Origin of the sequence: Streptomyces sp. S3(2020), assembly GCF_013044505.1 — a bacterium.
Classification (GTDB): domain Bacteria; phylum Actinomycetota; class Actinomycetes; order Streptomycetales; family Streptomycetaceae; genus Streptomyces.
This window is the reverse complement of the sequence record NZ_JABERD010000019.1, coordinates 53,919-76,922: the sequence shown is the minus strand read 5'-3', so window position 1 is coordinate 76,922 and position 23,004 is coordinate 53,919. Positions and strand designations below refer to the sequence as shown.

Sequence of the window (23,004 nt, the reverse complement as noted above, 5' to 3'; positions counted from 1 at the left end):
GCGCAGAGGTGGGGATGGGTGCGGGACTGGTGGTCGGTGTGGGGTGGGCGTCGGTTTCCCGCCTGGCGTCGGTCGGCGGTGCGTCGTGCGGAGGCGTTTCTCGCGGAGGTGCGTCTTGCGGAGGTGCGTCCGTCACCGGCGCGTCCATCACGGGCGGCGGCCCGAACTGGCCCGTCGGGGGCGCGACCGTACCGGGCGCCGCGTCCGCCACCCACTCGGGCACGGCCCGCAGCCGGAACGTCGGCGCGGCATCCCTGGGCTCCTGACCCTCCGGGTCCGGCAGAGCGCGGAGGGGGAAGGTCGGGGGCTCGGAGGTCGGGCGGAGGAAGTGCGTGGACTGGTCCCGAGGAGGCTGGTCGACGGGCTCGGCAGGGCCGGCCGGACCGGCGGGTGCGGTGGTGGGCCGGACGGCAGAGGAGGTCGGGACGCCGACCGACTCGGCGGCTCCCGCCGCGAAGGCGGCCGACGTGGATGGCGGCGCGGGCTGTGCGGGCGCCCCGCTCGCATCGGCGGGCCCCGGCCCGAAAGCGGTCGGCGCGGGCGGCAGCGCCGGGTGGCCAGACACCCCCGTCACCTCGACAGGCCCCGACCCGAACGCGCCAGGCGCGGACAGCGGCACAGGCTGGGCGGGCGCCCCGGCCGCATCGGCGGGCCCCGACCCGAAAGCGGTCGGCGCGGGCGGCAGCGCCGGGTGGCCGGACGCCGCTACGGAGTCGGCGGCGCCCCGCCCGGACGTGCCCGGCGTAGACGGCAGCGCGGGCCGGCCGGACGTCCCCGTCACCTCGGCGGGACCGGGTGCGAATGCTCCAGGCGCGGGCGGTGGTGTCGGCATCGACGTCTGGCCCTGCTCCCCCGGGTACAGCGCCTGACCCGGCGCTCCCGAGTACGGCTCCCGGCCCGGCTCCCCCGGCCGGAAAGCCTCTCCCTGCTCCCCGGACCCCGGCAGCCCTCCCCGCTGCCCACCCGGTGCTCCCGGCGCACCCGGCGCACCCGGCGCACCCGGCGCACCCGGCGGAGCCGTCCCCACCGGTTCCGCCGTGAACCGGCTGGAGCCGTCCGCGTCGATGCGCAGGGCGAGCAGGTAGCCGATGCGGTCGTCGTGGACCGTGGCGTGGACGGGGTGGCCGGTGGCGAGGGCGATGCGGTGGAGGTGGTCCAGGACGGTCTGGTGGATCTCCTCTCCGGGGACCGGCGTCACCGGTACGCCGCCCACGGACGCGCCGGCCGGGCCGACCAGGACGTCGATCGGCGCCGCCGCGAGCACGGGCGGCTGTGCGGCGGCGCCCTGCTGGTCCCGCTTCTCACGGCTCAGTCGCGACATCGTTCCCTCACTCGGATCCGTCGGGGAGTGGGTGGACGGCGTGTTCGGACTCCATGGTGCCTCCATCGGCCGCCACCCTCCCGCTCCCCGGCATCAAGAGCCGGTCGTACCCGTACTGTTGAGTAGTCTCTCCGCTCACTCACGGTTCTCACGTCACCGTGGCGTCACAGGCTCGTCCCAGCCCGGCGGAGGGACGGCCCCGGAAAGGAGACCGTACGTGCAGCAGGCGCAGGGACCGGAGATCTGGATCCGTGGTCCGGTGACCGTATCGGAGGGACCTCCGGAGCCCGCCGCCGCCCATGCCACCGCCCGGCGCTTCTCCTTCGTCGGCACCCATGGCGGCGCCGGCGTCTCCACGCTCGCCGCCGTCTACGGCGGCCACGACTGCGGACGCGACTGGCCAGGACCCGACGCTCCCCCGTCCGTGCTGCTCGTCGCCCGCACCCACGCGACCGGGCTGGCCGCCGTCCTGCGCGCCCTGGACACCTTCCGGCGCGGAACGGCCCCGCACGGCCTCGACCTGGACGCCGTGGTGCTCGTCGCGGACGCCCCGGGCCGGCTGCCGAAGCCGCTGGCCCAGCACATCAAGGTGATCGAGTCGCTGATCGACGTCTACCGCGTGCCGTGGGTGCCCGCCTGGCGCCTCGGCGATCTCGGCGGCCACCCCCCGCGCGAGACCGCTCCCCTGTCCCGCCTCACCGGCCGATCACGCTGACGGCCAGCACGACACCCCCTCGATCCTCTAGATCTTCTAACTCCCCTCGACAGATACTTGCATGTGCATATAATCGGCGTACGACGTCCATCACCTGGGGGATTCCATGACGCGCCGTTTCCTGTTCGTGCTCGGCAGCAGCCGCGACGACGGCAACACCGAGCTGCTGGCACGCAGGGCAGCCGAGCAGCTGGCCGACGACGTCGAGCAGCAGTGGATCGACCTCAACGACCACCCGCTGCCCGACTTCGAGGACCTGCGGCACGACAGCGACCATGCGCGGCCGACCGAGGGGAACGTCGGGCTGCTGTTCGACGCGACCCTCGCGGCGACGGACATCGTGATCGCGTCCCCGCTGTACTGGTACTCGCTCTCCGCCCAGGCCAAGCGCTATCTCGACCACTGGTCGGGCTGGCTGCGCACCCCGGGTGCCGACTTCAAGGGCACGCTCGCGGGCCGCACCCTGTGGGGTGTCACCGTGCTCGCGCACGAGGAGTCCGAGGTCGCCGACCCACTGATCGGCACCCTCCACCACTCGGCCGCGTACATGGGGATGCGGTTCGGCGGGGTGCTGCTCGGCAACGGCAGCAAGCCGGGCGACGTACGCGCCGACACGGAGGCACTGGCCCGCGCGAAGACGTTCTTCGCTCAGGAGGCACCGCTCGCGCGTTTCCCGTACGACATCCCGTGACCGGCGCTCAGGCCGTGATGTCCTTCGTCGTGAACCTCGCCCATGCCGCCGAGCCGAACACCGCCGCGTACAGGGCCTGGAGGCCGAGGTTCTTCTGCAGGTCGTCCCAGTAGACGGGTTCGCGCATGAGGTCGGCGAAGGACAGCCAGTAGTGGGAGAAGAAGTACGGCTGTATCGCGTGCAGTTGGGGGATCTGGTCGAGGATCTGGACCGTGATGAGCAGTCCCACGGTCGTCGCCATCGCGGCGATACCGCTGCCGGTCAGCGTCGACACGAACAGTCCGAGGGCCGCCACCCCGGTCAGTGAGGCGGCGACGACCAGGGCGATCAGGAAGGCCCGGGCGAGGCCTTCGCCGAAGCCGATCCGGGTGCCCGAGATGGTGGTCAGATCCCCCAGGGGGAAGAGCAGGGCGCCGACCGTGAGTGCCGAGACCGCGACCACCAGGGTGGCCACGAGGCAGAAGGTCATCACCGTCGCGTACTTGGTGAACAGCAGGCGGGTGCGTCCTGCCGGGGCGACCAGGAGGTAGCGCAGGGTGCCGGCGTTCGACTCGCCGGCGATCGCGTCACCGGCGACCACGCCGATCGCCATGGGAAGGAAGAAGGGGAGGGTGGCGGCGAGCGCGGTGAAGACCAGGAACAGGCCGTTGTTGGTGATCTGCGAGACGAAGGCGGGGCCGCCACCACCGCCGCCGCCTCCGGGGCCGCCGCCGTCGCCCGTCTCGATCTTCACGGCGATGCCGACGAGGATCGGGACGGCCGCGAGGACGGCGAGCAGGGCGAGGGTGCGCCAGCGGCGGAAGGTGGTGACCAACTCGCTGCGGAACAGCCCGAACGTCCACAACGGACCGGGCTTGACCAGGACTTCAGCCTGCGACATCGAAGCCCTCTCCGGTCAGCGCCACGAAGGCGTCCTCCAGCGTGGCCCGTTCCACTCCGAAGGCCCGTACGCGCACGCCCGCTCCTACCAATGCGGCGTTGATGTCGGCCGGTTCACCGTCCGGGGGCTCCGCGGTCACCCGGTCGTCGGTCACCACCACATCCGCGACGCCCTGTTCCTTCAGCACCCGCGCCGCCTCCCCCGTGTCCGGAGTCGTCACGACCAGCCGTCCCCGCGCCCCCGCCGCCAGGTCGGCCACCGGGCCCTGCGTGATCAGTCGGCCCTGGGCCATCACGGCCGCGTGTGTGCAGACCTGCTCGATCTCGTCCAGCAGATGCGAGGAGAGAAAGACGGTCGTGCCCTCGGACGCCAACTCCCGTACCAGGGAGCGGATCTCGCGCATCCCCTGCGGGTCGAGGCCGTTGGTGGGTTCGTCGAGGACGAGGAGCTTGCGGGGTTGGAGGAGGGCCGCCGCCAGGCCCAGGCGTTGCTTCATGCCCAGTGAGTACGCCTTGGCCTTCTTGCCGGCCGCGGCCGCCAGGCCCACCCGGTCCAGTGCCGTCGCGACGCGTGCGCGCCGGGTGCGGGGGTCGGCGGTCGGGTCGGCGGCGTCGTAGCGGACGAGGTTGTCGCGGCCGGAGAGGAAGCCGTAGAGCGCCGGGCCCTCGATGAGCGCGCCCACGTGCGGCAGTACGGCACGGGCGGAGCGTGGCATGGGGCGGTCCAGCACCCGGGCCGACCCGGAGGTCGGTTCGATGAGGCCCATCAGCATGCGGATGGTGGTGGTCTTGCCCGAGCCGTTCGGACCGAGGAAGCCGAAGACGCTGCCCGCCGGGACGGTCAGGTCGAGACCGTCGACGGCGAGCTGCCCGCCGCGGTAGCGCTTGGTGAGGGCGCGGGTGTGGATGACGGTGTCGCCCACCTCCGTGCTGGCGCCCACGTCCGTGCTGTCACCCACGTCCGCGCTCTCACCGTCGCCCTCCGGTTGCTGCTCCGTGGCGGGCGGCTGGTCCATCGGCTCCCTCGATTCGTCGTGCACGCGGGGTCGTTACTTGGCTTCGTTCGCCGCCTTCACCAGCGCGTCCTTGGTCACCGCGCCGACGTAGACCTTGCCGTCGTCGGTGATCAGGGCGTTGATCAGCCGGGTCTTGAACACGGTGCCCTCGCCGAACTTGCCGCTCGCCTTGTCGCCGAGCGAGTCGAGGAAGCCGCCGAACGCGCCGCCGGCCTCGGAGCCGGACGGGATGCCCTGGCCACCGGTGTCGAAGGTGGCGATGGAGGTCCAGCCCTCGCCGATGACATTGAGTCCCTCGGGGCCGCCCTTGGCGAAGTCCTCGTCGCCGGCGAAGTCCCGGCCGGAGTCGCCGAAGTCGCCGGAGTCGCCGGAGTGACGCTCGGGTGCCCCGGAGGCGTCCTCCTCGGTGACCTTCGCGCCCTTGGGAGGCGTGAAGTCGAAGGTGGACGCGGCCGGCTTGGCGTAGCTGATCTGCGTGAAGCCGGCGTCGACGACCGCCGCGCCGCCGCTCGCCGGGGTCAGCGTGAACTTCAGCGGCAGCCCGGTCTTCGCGTCCACGGCGACGGTGATCTGGCCGACGGTGGACCCGGAGTCCTTGGGCTTGATGACGAGCCGGTAGGCGTCGCGGCCCGCGACGTGCGCGGTGCCCTCGACGGTCACGGAGGTCGTGTCGTCGACCGCCTTGAGGGCGTCCTCGGTGAGGTCCTTGGGTGTGGCCGGGACCTCTTCCTCCTTCGAGGAGCTCTCGTCGGTGGTGGCGTGGAAGACCTCGTTCGACCCGCTGTCGTAGCCCCACACGTCCTTGCCGTTGTGGATGAGGCTGTACTCGGCGGCGTCCTCCAGGAGCGAGAGCTTCTGCTTGTCCTCGCCGTCGGCCGCGACCCGCAGGGTGTGGGTGCCGGAGGCGAGCGCGGTGAGCTTGGACGTCGGGTCGGCCGACGAGCCGTCACCCGAGCGTGATCCCGAACCGCCGCCGCCCATCAGGCTGTTCTCCAGCCCGCCGAGGTCCGGCAGCCCCAGATCCGTGGTGATCTTCACGGTGCCGGACAGCTGCTCCACGTCCGACGCGGCGATCTTCTCGATGAGTTGCTGTGCGCTGATCTTCGGCAGGTCAGGGTCGCCGGAGTCGGCGAGCGCGGGGACCAGCCCGATGGTCGCCGCGGCCACCCCCACGACCGCGACCGGGACGACGTACCGCGCGGCCTTGCGGCGCCGTGACCCCAGGTCCTCGGTGCTGTCGTCGGATTCGTACGGTGCCATGTTGTGCCCTACCTCCGTCGTTGGCGGCGGCCTTTTCCCCAGCACACTCGTCCACCCCGTGCCGCCATTCTCACCCGAATCGGTGAGGAGTGGTGTTTTCCGTGGTGTCCATCTGACCAAATCGGCCGACCCGAAGCGTCAGCCTCCGGAGCCAACTCCGCGTACACCTGGGGTATGACACGACACGGCGGCGCCCCCTACGACCCGTAGGGGGCGCCGCCTGTCACCGGGTCAGCCGCGCAGGAACACGTAGTCCGCCTGGTAGGGCACTCCGACGATCGTGCCCGGGGTGCAGGAGCCGGTCGGGGCGACGCCGCCGACGGTGTTCAGGCGCAGGATCTCGGTGGTGTCGGCGAGCAGGCCGTGGTGCTTGCCGGACTGGGTGGCCTTCAGGTCCAGCTCGGGGATGTTCCCGGTGCCGTTCGGCGTGCGGGAGATGACCGAGCCGGTGACGGCGCTGCCGTCCCGCGCGATCCACTGCGGGGTACCGGAGTTGGGCTTCACGAAGGAGTGCGCGATACGGCCGCCGAGCACGGCACTCACGTCCCGCTGGGCGAAGGCGTACCCGCCCCCCTCGGCCGGCTTGCACTCATAGATCTGCTTGCCCTTGACGACGGACGCCTGGAAGTTGTGCAGCGCGTCGCGGAAGTCGAAGCCCGCGACGGTGACCTTGTGGAGCTGGCCGCGGACGGCTCCGCCGGGGAACTCGGCGGTGTGCAGGTTGGCGTAGAACGCGCCGGGGTCGGACTTCAGGGCGTCCAGCAGCGCGCCGTCCTTCACCTTCACGGTGCCGGTGACGCTGTGCCCCTTGGCCTTGTCGAGCAGCTTGGTGAAGTCGACCTTGACGCCGCCGTTGGTGCCCTTGGCGCCCTGGTGGATGTGGAGCAGGGTGGGCTTGCCGGTGCCGCGCCAGGTCACGGCCACGGACACCTTGTCGCCCTTGACCTTGATGAACTCCAGTGCGGCGCCGTCCTTGTCGTTCACGGCGGGACCGCCCTGGACGGGCACCTCGTTGGCGCCCCGGAGGCTCGCGGCGAGGATCGTGCCGCCGCTGCCGCCGAGGGCACCGCTCTGACTGACGATGCTCTCGCCGCCCGCGTGGCCCGCGTGGTCGGCGCGGTCACCTCCGGCGGCGAAGGCGGGAATCACCGCGGCGGCGACACCACCGGCGGCGGCCACCGCGACGGCGGTGACGACGAGGCTCTTACGGCGCTTGGAGAACGTCGCTTTCATGCCCATGATTCTTTTGTCTCCCCGTATTGCAGCTGACGCCCCCTGCGTCAGCTTCTGGGCATGAATACGGAGCCGATCTTAGATTGGACTCAGTCCAGATTGGTGACGTACGTCACACGCCGACGGGGTCAGCCCGCCCGGTGCACCACCGCGTCGCACATCTCCATGAGCGCGGCCTTCACATCACCCTCCGGCAGCGGAGCGAGCGCCGCCCGGGCCTCCTCCGCGAACCGCACCGTGTCCCGCCGCGCCTGCTCCAGCGCGGGATGCGCCCGCAGGGCGGCCAGCGCCTCGGCGTGCCGCGCGTCGTCGGTCAGGTCGGAGTCCAGCAGCTCGCACAGCGCGATGTCCTCCGCGAGGCCCAGCCGCGCCGCCCGCTCCCGCAGTCGCAGCACCGGCATGGTCGGGATGCCCTCGCGCAGATCCGTCCCCGGCGTCTTCCCGGACTCACGGGAGTCCGAGGCGATGTCCAGGACGTCGTCCGCGAGCTGGAAGGCGACGCCGAGGCGCTCGCCGTACTGCGTCAGCACGTCGACCACCGTCTCGTCGGCGCCCGACATCATCGCGCCGAACCGGCAGGACACCGCGACCAGCGAGCCGGTCTTGCCGCCGAGCACGTCCAGGTAGTGCTCGACCGGATCCCGGCCGTCCACCGGCCCAGCGGTCTCCAGGATCTGGCCGGTGACCAACCGCTCGAACGCCTCGGCCTGCACCCGCACCGCCTCCGGACCGAGGTCGGCCAGGATGTGCGAGGCGCGGGCGAAGAGGAAGTCACCCGTGAGGACCGCGACCGAGTTGCCCCACCGGGCGTTCGCGCTGTCGACCCCGCGCCGCACGGACGCCTCGTCCATCACGTCGTCGTGGTACAGCGTCGCCAGGTGGGTCAGCTCCACCACCACGGCCGACGGCACGACTCCGGGGGCGTACGGGTCACCGAACTGGGCAGTGAGCATCACGAGCAGCGGACGGAAGCGCTTGCCGCCCGCCCGTACGAGGTGCTGCGCGGCCTCCGTGATGAAGGGGACCTCGCTCTTGGTGGCTTCGAGCAAACCCTCCTCGACGGCCGCCAATCCGGCCTGGACATCGGCTTCCAGAGCCTGGTCCCGCACGCTCAGCCCGAACGGCCCGACGACGGTCACGAGGGGTCTCCTGTCTGCTGGTGTCTACTGGCGATTACACGGTTTGTCGATAGGTCGCTGCCATCACTCAAGTCAGCGTATCCGGTCACGTTTCGATCACCGCTGCCGCCCACCCTCCCCCAATCTCGACTTCGCTCGATCGGGAGGTGCCCCCATCCGCACGGGCGATACCGGATCACGACCGGTATGTTTTTGATCACCTGAAAAGAATGGATATCTGTCGGCATAGACGGAAGTAGTAGAGCGTGTCTCGAACAACCGTTGACGTGGACCCCGGGGGCCAACCCCCGCCCGAGGACGACACCGCCTTCTTCGGCCAGCCCAAAGGCCTGCTCACGCTCTCCGGTCTGGAGGTCTGGGAGCGCTTCTCGTTCCTGGGCATGCAGGCCATCCTCGTCCTGTACTTCGCCGATACGGTCGCCCACGGCGGCATGGGCATGTCGGCCGGAACCGCAGCCTCCGTCTCCGCGGCCTACGGCACCCTCGTCTACCTCGTCTCGGTCGCCGGCGGCTGGCTCGCCGACCGGATGCTCGGCTCGTACCGCGCGGTGCTGTGGGGCGGCATCCTGATCGCCTGCGGCCACTACTCCATGGCCGTCCCGACCTCGACCATGACCTGGGTGGGCCTGGGGCTCATCAGCGCGGGCACCGGCCTGCTCAAGCCCAACGTGGCCACCATGGTCGGCAAGCTCTACCGCACCGACGACGACCGCCGCGACGCCGGGTTCGCGCTCTACTACATGGCGATCAACATCGGTGCCTTCGCGGGCCCGCTGATCACCGGCTGGCTCGGCGACCACAAGGGCTGGCACTGGGGTTTCTCGGCCGCCGCGATCGGGATGACCTTCGGTCTGATCCAGTACGTCATGGGCCGCCGTCACCTGGCCGGACGCAGGCACTCCGCCGAGTTCGCGCTCGCGCCCGACTCCCCCACGCTCGAATGCGCTCGCGCGGGGGGACCCCCACCGCACCGGGCCGTGCGCCTGATCGTCGTGGGCGTCGTCGCCGTGGCGGTGGCCGCCGCTCTCGCCGCCGCGGTCGGCTGGCTGACCATGGACCGCTTCGTCGATCTGCTCACCCTGATCTCGGTGATCGCCCCGGTCGTCTACTTCGCGGTGATGTTCCGCAGCCCGCGCGTCACGTCCGACGAACGCGGCCGACTCAAGCCGTACATCGTCCTGTTCCTGGCCTCGACCGTCTTCAACTTCATCCTCTTCCAGGCCTACTCCACGATGATGCTGCTGGCCTCCACGAACGCCGAGACGACCATCCTCGGCTTCGACTTCCCGGCCAGCTGGTACGCCTCCGCGCTCGGCGCCTTCGAGGTAGGTCTCGCGCCCTTCGTCGCCGCCCTGTGGGTCCGGATGGGCCACCGCCAGCCGCACGCCTCCAACAAGATCGCGATCGGGGTCGTGCTGGGCGGTCTGTCGTTCCTGCTGATGGTCCTGCCGACCAGCGGGCACAGCGGCGACGACTACCTCATGTCGGCCTGGTGGATCGTCGGCTCCTACTTCCTGCTGGGGCTCGGCGACATCCTCCTGGAGACCTCCGGCATGTCGGCCACCACCAAGCTCGCCCCGGTCGCCTTCTCCAGCCAGACCATGTCCCTCTGGTTCCTGTCCCTCGCCCTCGCCAACGGCATCCAGGCCCAGACGGTGAAGCTCTACGACGACGTCTCCAAGCCGGCCTACTTCGGCGTCAACGGCGCGATCGCGGTGGCCGCGGGCCTCGCGGTGATGGCCGCGGCACCGTGGCTGCGCCGCACCATGCACCCCGTCCACTGAGGTCACAGCGATGAGCCTGCACATCCGTACGTCCTTCCCCCACGAGACGGCCCACGAGGACCTCCGCATCCCGCTCGCCGACGGAACCCTGCTGTACGCGCGCGTGTGGCGCCCGCTGACGGACGAGCCCGTGCCGGCGCTCCTGGAGTACCTCCCGTACCGCCTCTCGGACTGGACCGCGCCCCGCGACTTCCAGCGCCACCCCTGGTACGCGGGCCACGGGTACGCCTCCGTGCGCGTGGACATCCGCGGGCACGGCAACAGCGAGGGCATGCCGACGGACGAGTACTCGGCGACCGAGCTGGCCGACGGGGTCGAGGTGGTCCACTGGCTGGCGGCGCAGCCCTGGTGCGACGGCAGGGTCGGCATGTTCGGCATCTCCTGGGGCGGCTTCAACTCCCTCCAGATCGCGGCCCTCGCGCCCGAGCCGCTCAAGGCGGTCGTCACGGTCTGCTCGACGGACGACCGCTATGACAACGACGTGCACTACATGGGAGGTTCCGTCCTCGCGGTCGACATGCACGCCTGGGCGGCCACCATGCTCGCGTTCGTCTCCCGGCCGCCCGACCCGCTCCACGCGGGCCCGGCCTGGCGGGACATGTGGCTCAAGCGCCTGGAGCGGGTCGAGCCGTTCCTCCACACCTGGCTGTCCCACCAGACCCGGGACGACTACTGGCGGCACGGCAGCGTCTGCGAGGACTACGGCGCGATCGACGCGGCGGTCCTGGCGGTGGGCGGCTGGCACGACCCGTACCGCGACACGGTCCTGAGGCTGGTGGAACACCTGCCGGCCGATCGCGTACGAGGCCTCATCGGCCCCTGGTCCCACCAGTACCCCGACCGCGGCCTGCCGCCGGGGCCGGCGATCGGCTTCCTCCAGGAGACGCTGCGCTGGTGGGACCAGCATCTGAAGGGCGTGGACACCGGCGTCATGCGCGAGCCGCTGCTGCGGGCCTACGTCAGCGACTCGCATCCCCCGGCCACGGTGTACGGGACGCTCCCCGGCCGTTGGGTCGGTGAGCCGGCCTGGCCCTCGCCGCACGTCACGACGGTCTCGTACGGCCTTCAGGGCGCCCCGGTGCTGGTGCGATCCCCTCAGCACACGGGCGTGGACGCCGGGCGTTTCTTCCCGTTCGGCAACGACGCCGACCTTCCGCCGGACCAGCGGGAGGAGGATGCCCGCTCGGCCTGCTTCGAGTTCGCGGTGGGTGCGGAGACGTGGGTGCTGGGGCGGCCGCGGGTGCGGCTGCGGCTGACCTCGGAGGTGGAGCGCGGGCAGGTCGTCGCCCGGCTCTGCGATGTGGCGCCGGACGGTTCGTCGACGCTGGTCACCCGGGGTGTGCTGAATCTGTCGGCGCGGCACGGGCGGGACCGGGCGGTGCCGTGGGAGCCGGGGGCCACCGAGGAGGTGGCGTTCGAGCTGAACGGCATCGGGCACGCCTTCCCGCCGGGGCACCGCATCCGGCTCGCCGTGTCCTCCGCGTACTGGCCGTGGATCTGGCCGCAGGCCGACTCGGCGGCGGGGTTCGCGCTGGAGCCGGCGGGGAGCTTCCTGGAACTTCCGGTGCGCTCCCGTGAGTCGGCGGGCGAGATCACCTTCGACGAGCCCGAGCAGTCCGCGCCGCTCGGCGTCAACTTCGCCGCCACGCTGGACGAACCGCGTCCCGAGCGGCTGGTCGTGCGCGATGTCGCCAAGGGCGAGTGGCGTCTGGAGGTCGACCCCCGGTACGGCGGCACGCGCGTGTACCCGGACGGTCTGGAGTTCACCGAGGACGCGCTGGAGACGTACACGATCGACGAGACGGACCCGTTGTCGGCGCGCGCCCGCTCGGACTGGTCGATCCGGCTGCACCGGCCGGAGGCGGCGTGGGACACGACGGTCCGGACGCGCTCGGAGATCACCTGTGAGGCGGCTGAGTTCGTCACCTCCAACGAGGTGATCTGCACCGACGGCGGCGAGGTGGTCTTCCACCGGACGTGGGAGAAGCGGATTCCACGGACGGCCGGTTAGCTGTGAGTTGGTATTGATTGACCGTTTTGCCGCTCTTGCGCTCGGCGGTGACTTGCCTCACTCCGCCGCGCCCGTCACCCCCGGAATCAAGCGCTCCATATGCCGCAGAACAAGATCAACAGGTGCGATGTGTGAATCCAGTACTTGTTCCGGACATGTGCCATCGCATACGTTCCCGGCCCAGGGCGGACGCCTAATCCTGCCGCCGCCCCGACACCGCTCACTCACGAGAACTCGCACGGCAGGAGCGGGGGACCCAAGGTAAGTCGCCGACCCGGTCGTCTCAGTACGAACCGGTACGGCTCGGGGTGTAGCCATGCCTTCTCCGGTGTGGCCGGGCATCTCCCGCCCGAACCCGACAGCTCACCTCGCAGGCGCCGGAGAGGAACTTCGCCATGCGCTTGTCCCGCAAACTCGCCGTCACCGGTGCCGCCGTCGCCGCACTCGCCTTCCCCGTCATCGGCGCGACCAGCGCCTCCGCGGCCACCCCGGCCGTCGCCACGGCGACCTCGCTGGGCTACGCCAACACCCTCGACGGCTGGATCCAGGCGTCTCTCCAGGTCATGGCCCAGAACGGGATCCCGGGGACGTACGACGGCATCTACCGCAACGTCATCCGTGAGTCCTCGGGCAACCAGTACGCCATCAACAACTGGGACTCCAACGCGGCCGCCGGCACCCCATCCAAGGGCCTGCTCCAGGTCATCGACCCCACCTTCCAGGCGTACCACGTCTCCGGCACCTCCTGGGACCCCTACGACCCGGTCGCCAACATCACCGCGGCCTGCAACTACGCGGCGCAGCGGTACGGGTCGATCGACAACGTGTGGGGCGCGTACTAGGACGAGCAACGGCCGGGCGACTCACCGAGGTCGCCCAGCTCCCCGATCAACCGCCGACGGGCCGCTTCCAGGCGTTCGCCGTACGAGGCATCGAAGACGGACGGCAGCTGTGTCTCCAGCGACCCGCTGATACCCAACAGCGGGGACCAGACGGCACGGTCGTCGACGACCGCCGCGAACTCCCTCCGGTGCATGACCCGATCGAGCCAGTCGGACAGGACGAGTGCCTGGTCGTCCGTCAGCTCGATCTTCACCGGGCCCCGTTCCCGAGCAGGTTCCTTCGGAACAGTCTTTCCAGGACGGCGGCGATGCCGTCGTCCTCGTTGGAGAGGGTGATCTCGTCGGCCACCGCCTTGAGTTCGGGGTGGGCGTTGGCCATGGCCACGCCGTGGGCCGCCCAGTCGAACATGGGGATGTCGTTGGGCATGTCGCCGAAGGCGATGGTGTGTTCGGGGCCGAGGCCGAGGTGGTCGGCGGCCAGGGCGAGGCCCGTCGCCTTGGTGATGCCGCATGGCTGGAGTTCGACGGTGCCGGGACCGGACATCGTCACCGTCGCGAGGGAACCGACGACTCCGCGGGCCGTCGCCGCCAACTCGTCGTCGGACAGGGCGGGATGGCGCAGCAGCACCTTGCTGATGGGCTCGCACCACAGGTCGTCGCGGCGGTCGACCCGGACCGCGGGCAGGGTCGGGTGCGGCATCAGGTACCCCGGCTCGATGAGGGTCAGGCCGTCGACGCCGTCCTGGTCGACCGCGGCGTAGACCTGGCCGACCTCGGCCTCGATCTTGCCGAGCGCGGTCTCGGCCAGCTCCCGGTCCAGGGTGACCGACCACAGCAGACGGTCCGCGCCGGCGTCGTACACCTGCGCGCCCTGCCCGCACACCGCGAGCCCCGTGCTGCCCAGGTCGTCGAGGAGCGGCCGCACTCTCGGGGCCGGCCGGCCGGTCACCACCAGATGCCGGGCCCCGGCCTCCGTCACCCGCGCGAGCGCGGCGAGCGAACGGTCGGAGAGCGTGTCGTCGCCCCGGAGCAGGGTTCCGTCCAGGTCAGTGGCGACGAGTGAATATGCGGTGGGTGCGGCCATGATCAGAGAATACGGATGGAAACCCCCATCGACTCGACGCGAACCGGACGGGCGCAGCCTTCACATGCGTTGACCAGCGCTCCGGTTCCGCGCTCAAGTGGAATCTCGCACCACCAGTTCCGTCGGCAGGATCACCCCCGCGGTGTCCTCGCCGGCGATCTGGGCGAGGAGCATACGGACCATCTCGGCGCTGATGCGCGCGAAGGGCTGGCGGCGGTGGCGGTCGGGGAGTCGTCGAAGCCGCCGACGGCGATGTCACCGGGGACGGAACGCCCGTACTGGTGAAGCGCGTTGACGACCCCCTGGGCCATGAGGTCGGACGCGACGAACACCGCGTCCAGGTTGGGTGCCCGGCGCAGCAACCGGCAGGCGGCCCGTTCGCCGCTCGCGCGGCCGTAGTCGCCCTCCGCCACCAGCGCCGTGTCGTACGGCAGACCCGCCTCCGTGAGCACCTCACGGTATCCGGCGAGGCGGTCGGTGCCGCCGGGGAGGTCGAGCGGTCCGGTGATCATCCCGATCCGGCGCCGGCCCCGGTCCACGAGGTGACGGACCAGCTCCCGGGCGCCGTCGCGGTCGTCGGCCGCCACATAACTCACCCTGGCGCCCAGCCCCATCGGCTTGCCGCAGGCCACCAACGGCATTCCGGCGGCCCGCAGTTCGGCGGCGACCGGGTCCCCGCTGTGACTGGAGACCAGCAGCACACCGTCGACATGCCCGGCGGTGAGGTACCGGGTCAGCCGGCGCCGGTCAGCGTCGCTCGCGGCGAGCATCAGGAGCAGCGGGATGTCGTGCCGGGCGAGGTTCTCGGTGCAACCGCGCAGCAGCACATTGAAGTTGGGGTCCTCGAAGAGCTTCTCCTGCGGCTCGGTCAGCAGGAAGGCCACCGAGTCCGACCGTCCGGTGCTCAGGCTGCGGGCATGCCGGTTGACGACGTACCCGGTCCTGCGGATGGCGGCCTGGACCGCCCGTCCGGCGGCCGGTGAGACGTGGTGGCCGCCGTTGAGGAAGCGGGAGACGGTGCCGCGCGAGACGCCTGCCTCACGGGCCACGTCGTGGATGGTGGGCGCTCTGCGACGGCCGTTCGCGTGGGCCGTCAAGATTTGATCGAGCCGCTCAACAGGTCAAGCGACCAGAAGCGCTGGATCACCAGGAAGAGCGCGATCAGCGGGAGGACCGCCAGCAGACAGCCGGTGACGACCAGGGTGTAGAGGGCGGGCTGCGAAGCGCCTTGGGCCAGGAGCGTGTAGAGGCCGAGGGTGATCGGGAACTTCTCGTCGTCGGCCAGCATGACGTACGGCAGCAGGAAGTTGTTCCAGATGCCGACGAACTGGAAGAGGAACACCGTGATCAGGCCCGGGATCATCATCGGCACCGCGACCCGGGAGAAGATCCGCCACTCGCTCGCCCCGTCCATGCGGGCCGCCTCCATCAGTTCGGCGGGCACGGACGCGGCCGCGTAGACGCGGACCAGGTAGACGCCGTACGGGGAGAGGATCGACGGCAGCAGCATCGACCAGTACGAGTCGGCGAGGCCCAGTTCGGAGAGCAGCAGGTACTGGGGTACGGCGAGGACGATGCCCGGGACCAGGACGCCGGCCAGGATCAGCTTGAAGATCGCCTCCCGGCCGCGGAAGGCGAACCGGCCCAGCGCGTAGCCGCCGGCCGCGGAGACCGCGGCGGAGAGCAGGGCGCCCAGGCCCGCGTAGAAGGCGGAGTTGAGCATCCAGCGCCAGTAGATGCCGTCGCGGTACGTGGTGAGCTCGCTGATGTTGTCGAGGAAGCCGGTGCCGGGGGCGAAGGTGAAGGTGGAGAAGAGCTCGGCGCGGTTCTTGGTGGCCGCGATGACCACCCAGGCGATGGGGACCAGGCAGTACAGGGCGCCGAGGATCAGGACGAGGGTGGGGACCCAGGCGGTGCGCCGGGTGCGCTCGGCGGGGGTCGTCATCGCTGGTCCTCCCTGGTGTGGCGGTCGGCGACGCGCAGCAGGGCGAAGGAGACGAGGAACGTGGCCAGGGCCAGTACGACGGTGGTGGCGGAGGCGCCGTAGATGTCGGACTGGAGGAAGGCGCTGTCGTAGATGGCCATCAACGGGCTCCAGTCGGCGGGCAGTCCGTTGGTCAGGGGCCTGAGTGCCATCGGCTCGGTGAAGACCTGGAGGGTGGCGATCACCGAGAAGAAGAAGGTCAGCACCAGTGAGGGCATGACGATCGGGATCTTCAGCCGAGTTGCGATCTTGAGGTCGGAGGCGCCGTCGATACGGGCCGCCTCGTAGATCTCCTGCGGGATCGCCTTCAGGGCGGTGTAGATGACGATCATGTTGAAGCCGGTGCCGCCCCAGACCGCGATGTTGGCGAAGGAGAGGTAGAGGTTGCGGTCGGCGAACAGGTCGGGCTGCGGCAGGTCGAACGTGCGCAGCAGGTAGTAGAAGGGGCTGACGTCCGGGAGGTAGAGGAAGCCCCACATCAGGGCCGCGATGATGCCGGGCACGGCGTACGGCAGGAAGATCATCAGGCGGGCGAAGGGGGCGCTGCGGGCCCTCGGGGTGTCCAGCATCAGGGCGAGGACGAGGGCCAGGCCGAGCATGGTCGGGATGACGATGAGGCCGTAGCCGAAGGCGCGCAGGACGCTGTGGCCGAACCCGGAGTCGTGGAGTACGGCGGTGTAGTTGCCGATGCCGTTCCAGACCTCCTCGCGCGCGCCCTTGCCGAGTCCCATGCCCTTGACCTGGACCTTGTGCAGGCTCAGCCAGATCGCGTAGCCGATGGGGACGACGGTGAAGGCGGCGAACAGCACCAGCGTCGGCATCAGGAACCAGTAGGGCGCGCTGCGGCCGGGGCGTGGCGGGCGGCGGGGGCGGACGGCGTCACCCGGGCCGGCGCCGTCCGCCGAGGGCCCGACCGGGGTGCGGTCGGAGCCCTTGAGCGGGGCGCTGGTCATGCCTCGGCCACCTTCGTGAGCGGCGGGTTCGTCATGCCTCGGTCACCTTGAAGCCCTGCTTCTTCATGTCGGAGAAGGTCTTCGACTGCATGTCGGTCAGGGCGGTCAGGAACTGGGCCTCCTTCTTCGCCTTGGTGGCTTTGCCGAAGGCGTCGTTGAAGGTGGTGTAGGCGATCGTGACGTTGGGACCCCACGCGGCGGGCGCCGTGGTGGCGGCGATGTCGGCGGCCGTGTCGTAGAAGTCGGGCTGGTTCGGGAAGAACTCCGGTGTGGTCAGGATCGAGCCGGACTGCCCCTTGGTGGCGGCCGGATAGATCGCGACCTGCTTCACCAGCGCGGCCAGCGCCTCCGGGTCGGTGTTGATCCAGCGCGCGAACCTCGCCGCCGCCTCCGCGTGCTCGGAGTCGGTGGAGACCGCGGTGGACGAGCCGCCCCAGCTGCCCGTGACGTCGTCGCCCGCCCGCCACTGCGGCAGCGGGGCCATCCGCCACTTGCCCTTGGTGTCGGGGGCGGCGGAGACCAGCACACCGGGTGCCCACACGGCGGAGACCCAGCCGATGTGGGTGCCCTTGTTGAGGGCGTTGTTCCAGGCCGGGGTGTACATCGGCTGGTTGTCGATGACGCCCTCCTGGACCAGGCCGCCCCAGAACTCGGTGACCTGCCGGGTGGCGGCGTCGTCGATGCCCACGGTCCACTGGCCGCCGCCGTCGACGGTCCACCACTTGGCTCCGGCCTGTTGGGCCAACCCGGCGAACAGACCGGGGTCGTTGGCGGAGAACGTGGTCAAGTAGGCGTCGGGCAGCGCCTTCCTGGCGGCTCGGGCCGTCTCCGCGAACTCCGTCCAGGTCTTCGGGACGCTGAGTCCGTGCTGCTTGAAGAGGTCCTCGCGGTAGTAGAACATCAGCGGCCCGGAGTCCTGCGGGATCGCGTAGACCGCGTCGGTGCCGAGCGTGACCATGCCCCAGAGGCCCTCGGCGAACTCGGACTTGGCGTCATCGGCGTACTTGGCGATGTCGGCGAGCACGTCGTTGGAGACCAGGGTCGGCAGGGACTGGTACTCGGCCTGGATGAGGTCGGGGGCGTTGCCCGCCTTCTTCGCGGTGATCAGCTTGGCGACGATCTCGCCGCCGCCGGCCTGCTTGGAGACGGTGACGGTGACGTTCGGGTTCTTCTTGTTCCAGATCGCGGCGACCTTCTCCATGTTGGGCGCCCACGACCAGTAGGTCAGCTTGACGGGCTCGGTGGTGTCGCCGTCGTTCTTCCCGGAGTCGTCACTGTCGTCGGAGCCACCGCACGCGGCGAGGCCTCCGGTGAGGCCCAGGGCCGCGGCCCCGGCGAGCATGGTGCGCCTGCTGATCCGGGGGCTGTGCATCGACATGTCCCTCTCCCCTGACTGAGAACGAGCCCGCTGCGGCAGTGCGTTTCTCGATCGCCGAGGGGCTGCGCGTGAACGCCGGTCGGCTCTGTGATCGTGCACAGTAGAGAAGCGTTTCAACCCCTTGTCAATGGCGGGAACGTCGGGTTACCTACTTGTTGCTCGCGGATTTCAGGTGATCTAGACGTTGTGCACGATCACAGATATCGGGGCGCCCTCTTGCCGATCCCCCGGGAGTCCACCCATGCCGTACGACGGTCAGCCACTCGCTTTCGGAGGTGACTACAACCCCGAGCAGTGGCCGGAAGAGGTGTGGGAGGAGGACGTACGGCTGATGCGGGAGGCCGGTGTCACGCTGGTCTCGCTCGGCGTCTTCGCCTGGGCGCGGCTGGAACCCCGGTGCGGGACGTACGACTTCGCATGGCTGGACCGGATCATCGGCCTGCTCGACTCGGCGGGCATCGGCGTGGCCCTGGCGACCCCGACCGTCGTACCGCCCGCGTGGTTCTACCGCGCGCATCCGCAGGCGCTGCCGGTGACGCGGGAGGGGGTGCGGCTGGCGTTCGGGTCACGCGGGGCGATCTGCCACTCGAACCCGCACTACCGGGCGGCTTCGCAGGAGATCGCCTCCCGGCTGGGCGAGCGGTACGGCCGTCATCCGGCGGTCGCGCTGTGGCACGTCCACAACGAGTACGGCGCTCCGGTGATGAGCTGCTTCTGCGACACCTGCGCGGTGGCCTTCCGGCACTGGCTGATGGACCGCTACGGCACCCTCGGCGCCCTCAACCAGGCCTGGGGCACGGCCTTCTGGGGCCAGCAGTACGGCGACTGGGACGAGATCGGGGTGCCCCGCGCCACACCCACCGTCACCAACCCCGCCCAGCAGCTGGACTTCCGGCGCTTCGCCGACGCCCAGGCACGCGCCAACTTCACCGCCGAGCGGGACATCCTGCACCGCCTCTCCCCCGGCGTCCCGGTCACCACCAACTTCATGGTCGCGCCGAGCCAGTGCTCCTCGGTCGACTACTGGGCCTGGGCCCGCGAGGTCGACCTCGTCACCAACGACCACTATCTGATCACCGACGGCCGCCGCACCCACGTCAACCTCGCCCTCGCCGCCGACCTGACCCGCTCGCTGGCCGGCGGCAACCCGTGGCTGCTCCTCGAACACTCCACCTCGGCCGTCAACTGGCAGCCCCACAACCCTGCCAAGGAGCCCGGGCAGATGGCCCGCAACTCCCTCTCGCACGTGGCGCGCGGCTCCGAGGGCGCGATGTTCTTCCAGTGGCGGCAGTCCCGATGGGGCGCCGAGAAGTTCCACTCGGCGATGCTGCCGCACGGCGGGACCTCGACGCGGGTCTGGCAGGAGGTCGTCGAACTCGGCTCACGCGTAGGCGAGTTGGCCGACCTGCGCGGCACCCGCACCCGCGCGGACGTGGCCATGGTCTGGTCGTGGGAGTCCTGGTGGGCGCAAGGCCTGGAGTGGCATCCCAGTGCGGACCTGGACGCGCGGGAGCGGCTGGACTCCTTCTACGAGGCCCTGTACGACCGGCACTTGACGGTGGACTTCTTCCCTCCGGAGGGCGTGGCCGGGCTCGACCCCGCGCGGTATCCGCTGCTCGTCGTGCCGCAGCTGTACTCGGCTCCGGCGTCCTTCGCCGAGGCGGTGGCGCGGTATGTCTCGGGCGGCGGCACCCTGCTCGTCTCGTTCTTCTCCGGCATCGTCGACGAGCACGACGCGGTGCACCCCGGGGCGCATCCGGGTGCGATGCGGGACGTACTGGGGCTGACCGTCGAGGAGTTCGACCCCTTGCTGCCGGGCGAGCGGGTCACCGTACGGACCCTGCGAGGGGAGGCGTACGAGGCCGACCTGTGGTCCGAGTACGTCGTCCCCGGCGACGGTTGCGAGACGGTCGCCGTCTTCGCCGACGGGCGTACGGCGGGACGGCCGGCGCTCACCCGGCGCCCGCTCGGCGACGGTGTGGCCTGGTACCTGGCGACCCGGCTCACCGGCGACGGGGCGGCGGCGGTCGTGGACCTGGCGCTCACGGACGCCGGCATCACGCCCGCCGCGCTGCCCCGGGACGTCGAACTCGTCTTACGGGAGGGCGAGTCGGGGACGTACCGGTTCGCCGTCAACCACACCGGCGTCGAGGTGAAGGTCGTGCTGCCGGACGGCGGTCAGGCCGCTGTGCCGGCGGGTGCGGTCGAGGTGTTCCGCGAGCCTCGCTGACATCTCTGTTCTTGCCCTGTGAGCCGACATCTCTGTTCTCGCTCTGTGAGACGACATCTCTGTTTTTTGCTCTGTGAAAGGACCCTGACATGCGTAGACGCAGTGTTCTCACCGCTGCGGGAGCCGCCGCGCTGGCCGTTCCCGTGCTGGGGGCGGCCCCCGCGGCCGCCTCCGCGGGGAGCCGACGTGGGCTGGACATCCGCGCCATGGACATCTCCTCGCTGCCCAAGAACGAGGACCACGGCGCCGTGTACCGCACGGCCGACGGCCGCCGCGAGGACCCGATCCGTCTCCTCGCGCACGCGGGGATCACCCACGCCCGGCTGAAGGTGTGGGTCGACCCGGTCGACGGCTACAACAACAAGGCCCGTGTTCTCCCGCTCGCCCGCCGTCTGAGACGGGCCGGCATCGGCATCTGGATCGACTTCCACTACTCCGACACGTGGGCCGACCCGGCGCACCAGACGAAGCCGGCCGCATGGGCGGACCTGGACATCACCGGTCTGACACGGGCCGTCTACGACCACACGGCCGACGTCCTCGGTGCCCTGAAGCGGCAGGGCACCCCGGCCGACCTCGTCCAGGTCGGCAACGAGATCAACGGCGGCATGCTCTGGCCCGAGGGCAAGAACTGGGGCAGTGACAGCGGTGGTTGGGGCAATCTCGCCGCGCTGCTCAAGGCCGGTCTGAGCGCCGCCCGTGACAGCTCGCCGCGGATCCGCACGATGCTGCACATCGCCTCGGGCGGCGACAACGGCACGTCCCGCTGGTGGTTCGACACCGCGGTGTCCTACGGCCTCGACTTCGACATCATCGCCCAGTCGTACTACCCGTTCTGGCACGGCACCCTGGAGACCGCCGCCGCCAACTTCGCGGATCTCACCGCCCGTTACGGCAAGCCGGTCGTGATCGCCGAGACGGCGTACCCGTTCACGCTGGGCAGCGAGGACGACATCAACGACATCCTCAACAGCCCCTCGCAGCTGACCCCCGGCTTCCCCGCGACCCCCGAGGGGCAGGCCGCCTGGCTGCGTGCGGTCGCCGACCTCGCCGCCGCCGTCCCCGACGGGCTGGGCCTCGGCTACTGCTACTGGGAAGGCGTGTGGACCTACCGCGCGGGCAGCGGCTGGAACCCGCAGGACCCGGGCTCGGGCAACGCGTGGGAGAACCTGGCGCTGTTCGACTTCGCGGACAGGGCGCTGCCGGGGCTGCGGACCCTGGGCCGCTACCGGTCGTAACTCCCCTTCGTCAGTGTTCCGTCGGCGGTCGCCGGGCCGCCGACGGCCGCTCCAGCACACGCACGTACGTCGCTCGACTCTCCGACCACTGTGGAAGGAAGCACCCGCATGCGCCGTCGTACGATCCTCAAAGCCGCCGCCGTCTCCACGGCCGCCCCCGTGGCTCTGGGCGCCACCGTCACCCCGGCCGCCGCCGCGACCACCCTCTCGGTCCGTGGCATCGACATCTCCACCCTGCCCAAGTCCGAGGCCTACGGCGGGGTCTACTACAACTCCGCCGGCACCAGGGTCGACCCAGTCGCCCTCCTCGGCACGGTCGGCATCTCGCACGCCCGGCTGAAGGTGTGGGTGAACCCCGCGGACGGCTACAACAACAAGGCCCGCATCCTGCCGCTGGCCAGGCGGCTGAGCGCGCAGGGCATCAAGCTGATCATCGACTTCCACTACTCGGACACCTGGGCCGACCCCGGCACCCAGACCAAGCCCGCCGCCTGGTCCTCGTACTCCGTCTCGCAGCTGTCCACGGCCGTCTACAACCACACCGCCGACGTCCTCGGCGCCCTGGTCTCCCAGGGCACGCCCGCCGATCTGGTCCAGATCGGCAACGAGCTCAACGGCGGCATGCTCTGGCCGGACGGCAACTGGGAGCACCTGGACAACCTGGCGGCCTTCCTCAAGTCCGGCACCAACGCCGCCCGTGCGACGACCTCCGGCGTCCGGACGGTCCTGCACCTGGCCAACGGCGGCACGCAGAGCCTCTACCAGTGGTTCTTCGACAACATGCGCTCACGGGGCGTGACCTGGAACGTGATCGGCCTGTCCTTCTACCCGTACTGGCACGGCACACTGTCGGCGCTCGCCGCCAACCTTGCCTTCGTCACCAACCGCTACGCCACCCCGGCGATCGTCGTCGAGACCGCCTACCCCTGGACCCTCGCCAACAAGGACTCCACCGGCAACATCGTCAACTCCAGCAGCCAGCTCACCTCCGGCTACCCCGCCACGCCCGCCGGCCAGGACGCGTGGATCAGGGCGATCGCCGACACGGTGGCCGCGGCGCCCAGCAACAGGGGCCTCGGGTACGTGTACTGGGAGGGCCTGTGGACGGCGGTCACCGGCAACGGCTGGGACCCGGCGAACCCGGGCTCGGGCAACGCCTGGGAGAACCAGGCCCTGTTCGACTACAACAGCAGGGCACTGACCGGGCTCTCCACGGTGGGGGCGTATCGGCGCGGGTGAGATGCTC

General features: G+C 70.5%; 18 protein-coding genes, 2 pseudogenes and 1 riboswitch. Of the genes and pseudogenes, 8 read left to right on the top strand and 12 right to left on the bottom strand.

Features of this window, described 5'->3' with window-relative positions; translation table 11 throughout:
* Nucleotides 1-1,321 (bottom strand): annotated as a pseudogene (locus HLK59_RS50440) (hypothetical protein); the annotation flags it as partial.
* A 217-nt stretch (nucleotides 1,322-1,538) separates the two neighbouring features.
* On the opposite strand from HLK59_RS50440, the gene HLK59_RS09485 reads away from it, so the two are divergent.
* Together HLK59_RS09485 and HLK59_RS09480 are read left to right on the top strand one after the other, a co-directional pair.
* A complete protein-coding gene (locus HLK59_RS09485) occupies nucleotides 1,539-2,036 on the top strand; it encodes a DUF6668 family protein (RefSeq protein ID WP_171140873.1) in 498 nt (165 codons plus the stop codon).
* A gap of 106 nt (nucleotides 2,037-2,142) precedes the next feature.
* Complete coding sequence (locus HLK59_RS09480) at nucleotides 2,143-2,727, top strand: NAD(P)H-dependent oxidoreductase (RefSeq protein ID WP_171140872.1); 585 nt, start codon at nucleotides 2,143-2,145, stop codon at nucleotides 2,725-2,727.
* Nucleotides 2,728-2,734: 7 nt separating this feature from the next.
* On the opposite strand, the gene HLK59_RS09475 is transcribed toward HLK59_RS09480, so the two are convergent.
* The 5 genes from HLK59_RS09475 to HLK59_RS09455 form a co-directional block, all read right to left on the bottom strand.
* On the bottom strand, nucleotides 2,735-3,607 hold the full coding sequence (locus tag HLK59_RS09475; RefSeq protein ID WP_171140871.1) for an ABC transporter permease: 873 nt from the start codon (nucleotides 3,605-3,607) through the stop codon (nucleotides 2,735-2,737).
* Nucleotides 3,594-4,622, bottom strand: coding sequence for an ABC transporter ATP-binding protein (locus tag HLK59_RS09470; protein ID WP_171140870.1), 1,029 nt, complete (start codon nucleotides 4,620-4,622; stop codon nucleotides 3,594-3,596). Before HLK59_RS09470 ends, HLK59_RS09475 begins: the two co-directional genes overlap by 14 nt.
* 33 nt (nucleotides 4,623-4,655) lie before the next feature.
* Nucleotides 4,656-5,882 carry a sigma-E factor regulatory protein RseB domain-containing protein gene (locus tag HLK59_RS09465; protein WP_171140869.1) on the bottom strand — a complete coding sequence of 409 codons (1,227 nt, stop codon included), beginning with the start codon at nucleotides 5,880-5,882 and terminating at the stop codon, nucleotides 4,656-4,658.
* A gap of 231 nt (nucleotides 5,883-6,113) precedes the next feature.
* Nucleotides 6,114-7,115, bottom strand: coding sequence for a CHRD domain-containing protein (locus HLK59_RS09460; protein ID WP_240982289.1), 1,002 nt, complete (start codon nucleotides 7,113-7,115; stop codon nucleotides 6,114-6,116).
* 128 nt (nucleotides 7,116-7,243) lie between these two features.
* A complete protein-coding gene (locus tag HLK59_RS09455) occupies nucleotides 7,244-8,254 on the bottom strand; it encodes a polyprenyl synthetase family protein (RefSeq protein ID WP_171140866.1) in 1,011 nt (336 codons plus the stop codon).
* Between the two features lie 245 nt (nucleotides 8,255-8,499).
* Between HLK59_RS09455 and HLK59_RS09450 the strand changes: the two genes are divergently transcribed.
* From HLK59_RS09450 to HLK59_RS09440, 3 genes are all read left to right on the top strand, one after another.
* Nucleotides 8,500-10,038: a peptide MFS transporter gene (locus HLK59_RS09450; protein WP_171140865.1), complete on the top strand. Its 1,539-nt coding sequence runs from the start codon at nucleotides 8,500-8,502 to the stop codon at nucleotides 10,036-10,038.
* 16 nt (nucleotides 10,039-10,054) lie between these two features.
* Nucleotides 10,055-12,049 carry a CocE/NonD family hydrolase gene (locus HLK59_RS09445; RefSeq protein ID WP_171140875.1) on the top strand — a complete coding sequence of 665 codons (1,995 nt, stop codon included), beginning with the start codon at nucleotides 10,055-10,057 and terminating at the stop codon, nucleotides 12,047-12,049.
* A gap of 207 nt (nucleotides 12,050-12,256) precedes the next feature.
* Nucleotides 12,257-12,439: riboswitch (cyclic di-AMP (ydaO/yuaA leader) on the top strand.
* Between the two features lie 5 nt (nucleotides 12,440-12,444).
* Nucleotides 12,445-12,891, top strand: a complete 447-nt coding sequence (locus tag HLK59_RS09440; RefSeq protein ID WP_171140863.1) for a transglycosylase SLT domain-containing protein — start codon at nucleotides 12,445-12,447, stop codon at nucleotides 12,889-12,891.
* Here HLK59_RS09440 and HLK59_RS09435 read toward each other — a convergent pair.
* The 6 genes and pseudogenes from HLK59_RS09435 to HLK59_RS09410 all read right to left on the bottom strand — a co-directional run bounded on the left by HLK59_RS09435 (nucleotide 12,888) and on the right by HLK59_RS09410 (nucleotide 18,290).
* A complete protein-coding gene (locus HLK59_RS09435; protein WP_171140861.1) occupies nucleotides 12,888-13,145 on the bottom strand; it encodes a hypothetical protein in 258 nt (85 codons plus the stop codon). The genes HLK59_RS09440 and HLK59_RS09435 overlap by 4 nt on opposite strands.
* Nucleotides 13,142-13,975, bottom strand: coding sequence for an HAD family hydrolase (locus HLK59_RS09430; protein WP_171140860.1), 834 nt, complete (start codon nucleotides 13,973-13,975; stop codon nucleotides 13,142-13,144). The genes HLK59_RS09435 and HLK59_RS09430 overlap by 4 nt, the downstream gene beginning before the upstream one ends.
* Before the next feature lie 93 nt (nucleotides 13,976-14,068).
* Nucleotides 14,069-15,072 (bottom strand): annotated as a pseudogene (locus tag HLK59_RS09425) (LacI family DNA-binding transcriptional regulator).
* On the bottom strand, nucleotides 15,069-15,920 hold the full coding sequence (locus HLK59_RS09420; protein WP_171140858.1) for a carbohydrate ABC transporter permease: 852 nt from the start codon (nucleotides 15,918-15,920) through the stop codon (nucleotides 15,069-15,071). Before HLK59_RS09420 ends, HLK59_RS09425 begins: the two are co-directional and overlap by 4 nt.
* Entirely contained in the window at nucleotides 15,917-16,912 is a 996-nt protein-coding gene (locus tag HLK59_RS09415) for a sugar ABC transporter permease (RefSeq protein ID WP_171140857.1), read from the bottom strand. Before HLK59_RS09415 ends, HLK59_RS09420 begins: the two co-directional genes overlap by 4 nt.
* A 31-nt stretch (nucleotides 16,913-16,943) precedes the next feature.
* Nucleotides 16,944-18,290, bottom strand: a complete 1,347-nt coding sequence (locus tag HLK59_RS09410) for an extracellular solute-binding protein (protein WP_171140856.1) — start codon at nucleotides 18,288-18,290, stop codon at nucleotides 16,944-16,946.
* A 241-nt stretch (nucleotides 18,291-18,531) separates the two neighbouring features.
* Here HLK59_RS09410 and HLK59_RS09405 point away from each other — a divergent pair, with 241 nt between their 5' ends.
* The 3 genes from HLK59_RS09405 to HLK59_RS09395 all read left to right on the top strand — a co-directional run bounded on the left by HLK59_RS09405 (nucleotide 18,532) and on the right by HLK59_RS09395 (nucleotide 22,997).
* Complete coding sequence (locus HLK59_RS09405) at nucleotides 18,532-20,520, top strand: beta-galactosidase (RefSeq protein WP_171140854.1); 1,989 nt, start codon at nucleotides 18,532-18,534, stop codon at nucleotides 20,518-20,520.
* 89 nt (nucleotides 20,521-20,609) lie between these two features.
* Nucleotides 20,610-21,758, top strand: coding sequence for an arabinogalactan endo-1,4-beta-galactosidase (locus HLK59_RS09400; protein WP_171140853.1), 1,149 nt, complete (start codon nucleotides 20,610-20,612; stop codon nucleotides 21,756-21,758).
* A gap of 108 nt (nucleotides 21,759-21,866) precedes the next feature.
* On the top strand, nucleotides 21,867-22,997 hold the full coding sequence (locus tag HLK59_RS09395) for a glycosyl hydrolase 53 family protein (RefSeq protein WP_171140851.1): 1,131 nt from the start codon (nucleotides 21,867-21,869) through the stop codon (nucleotides 22,995-22,997).
* The last annotated feature ends 7 nt before the right edge of the window (nucleotides 22,998-23,004 follow it).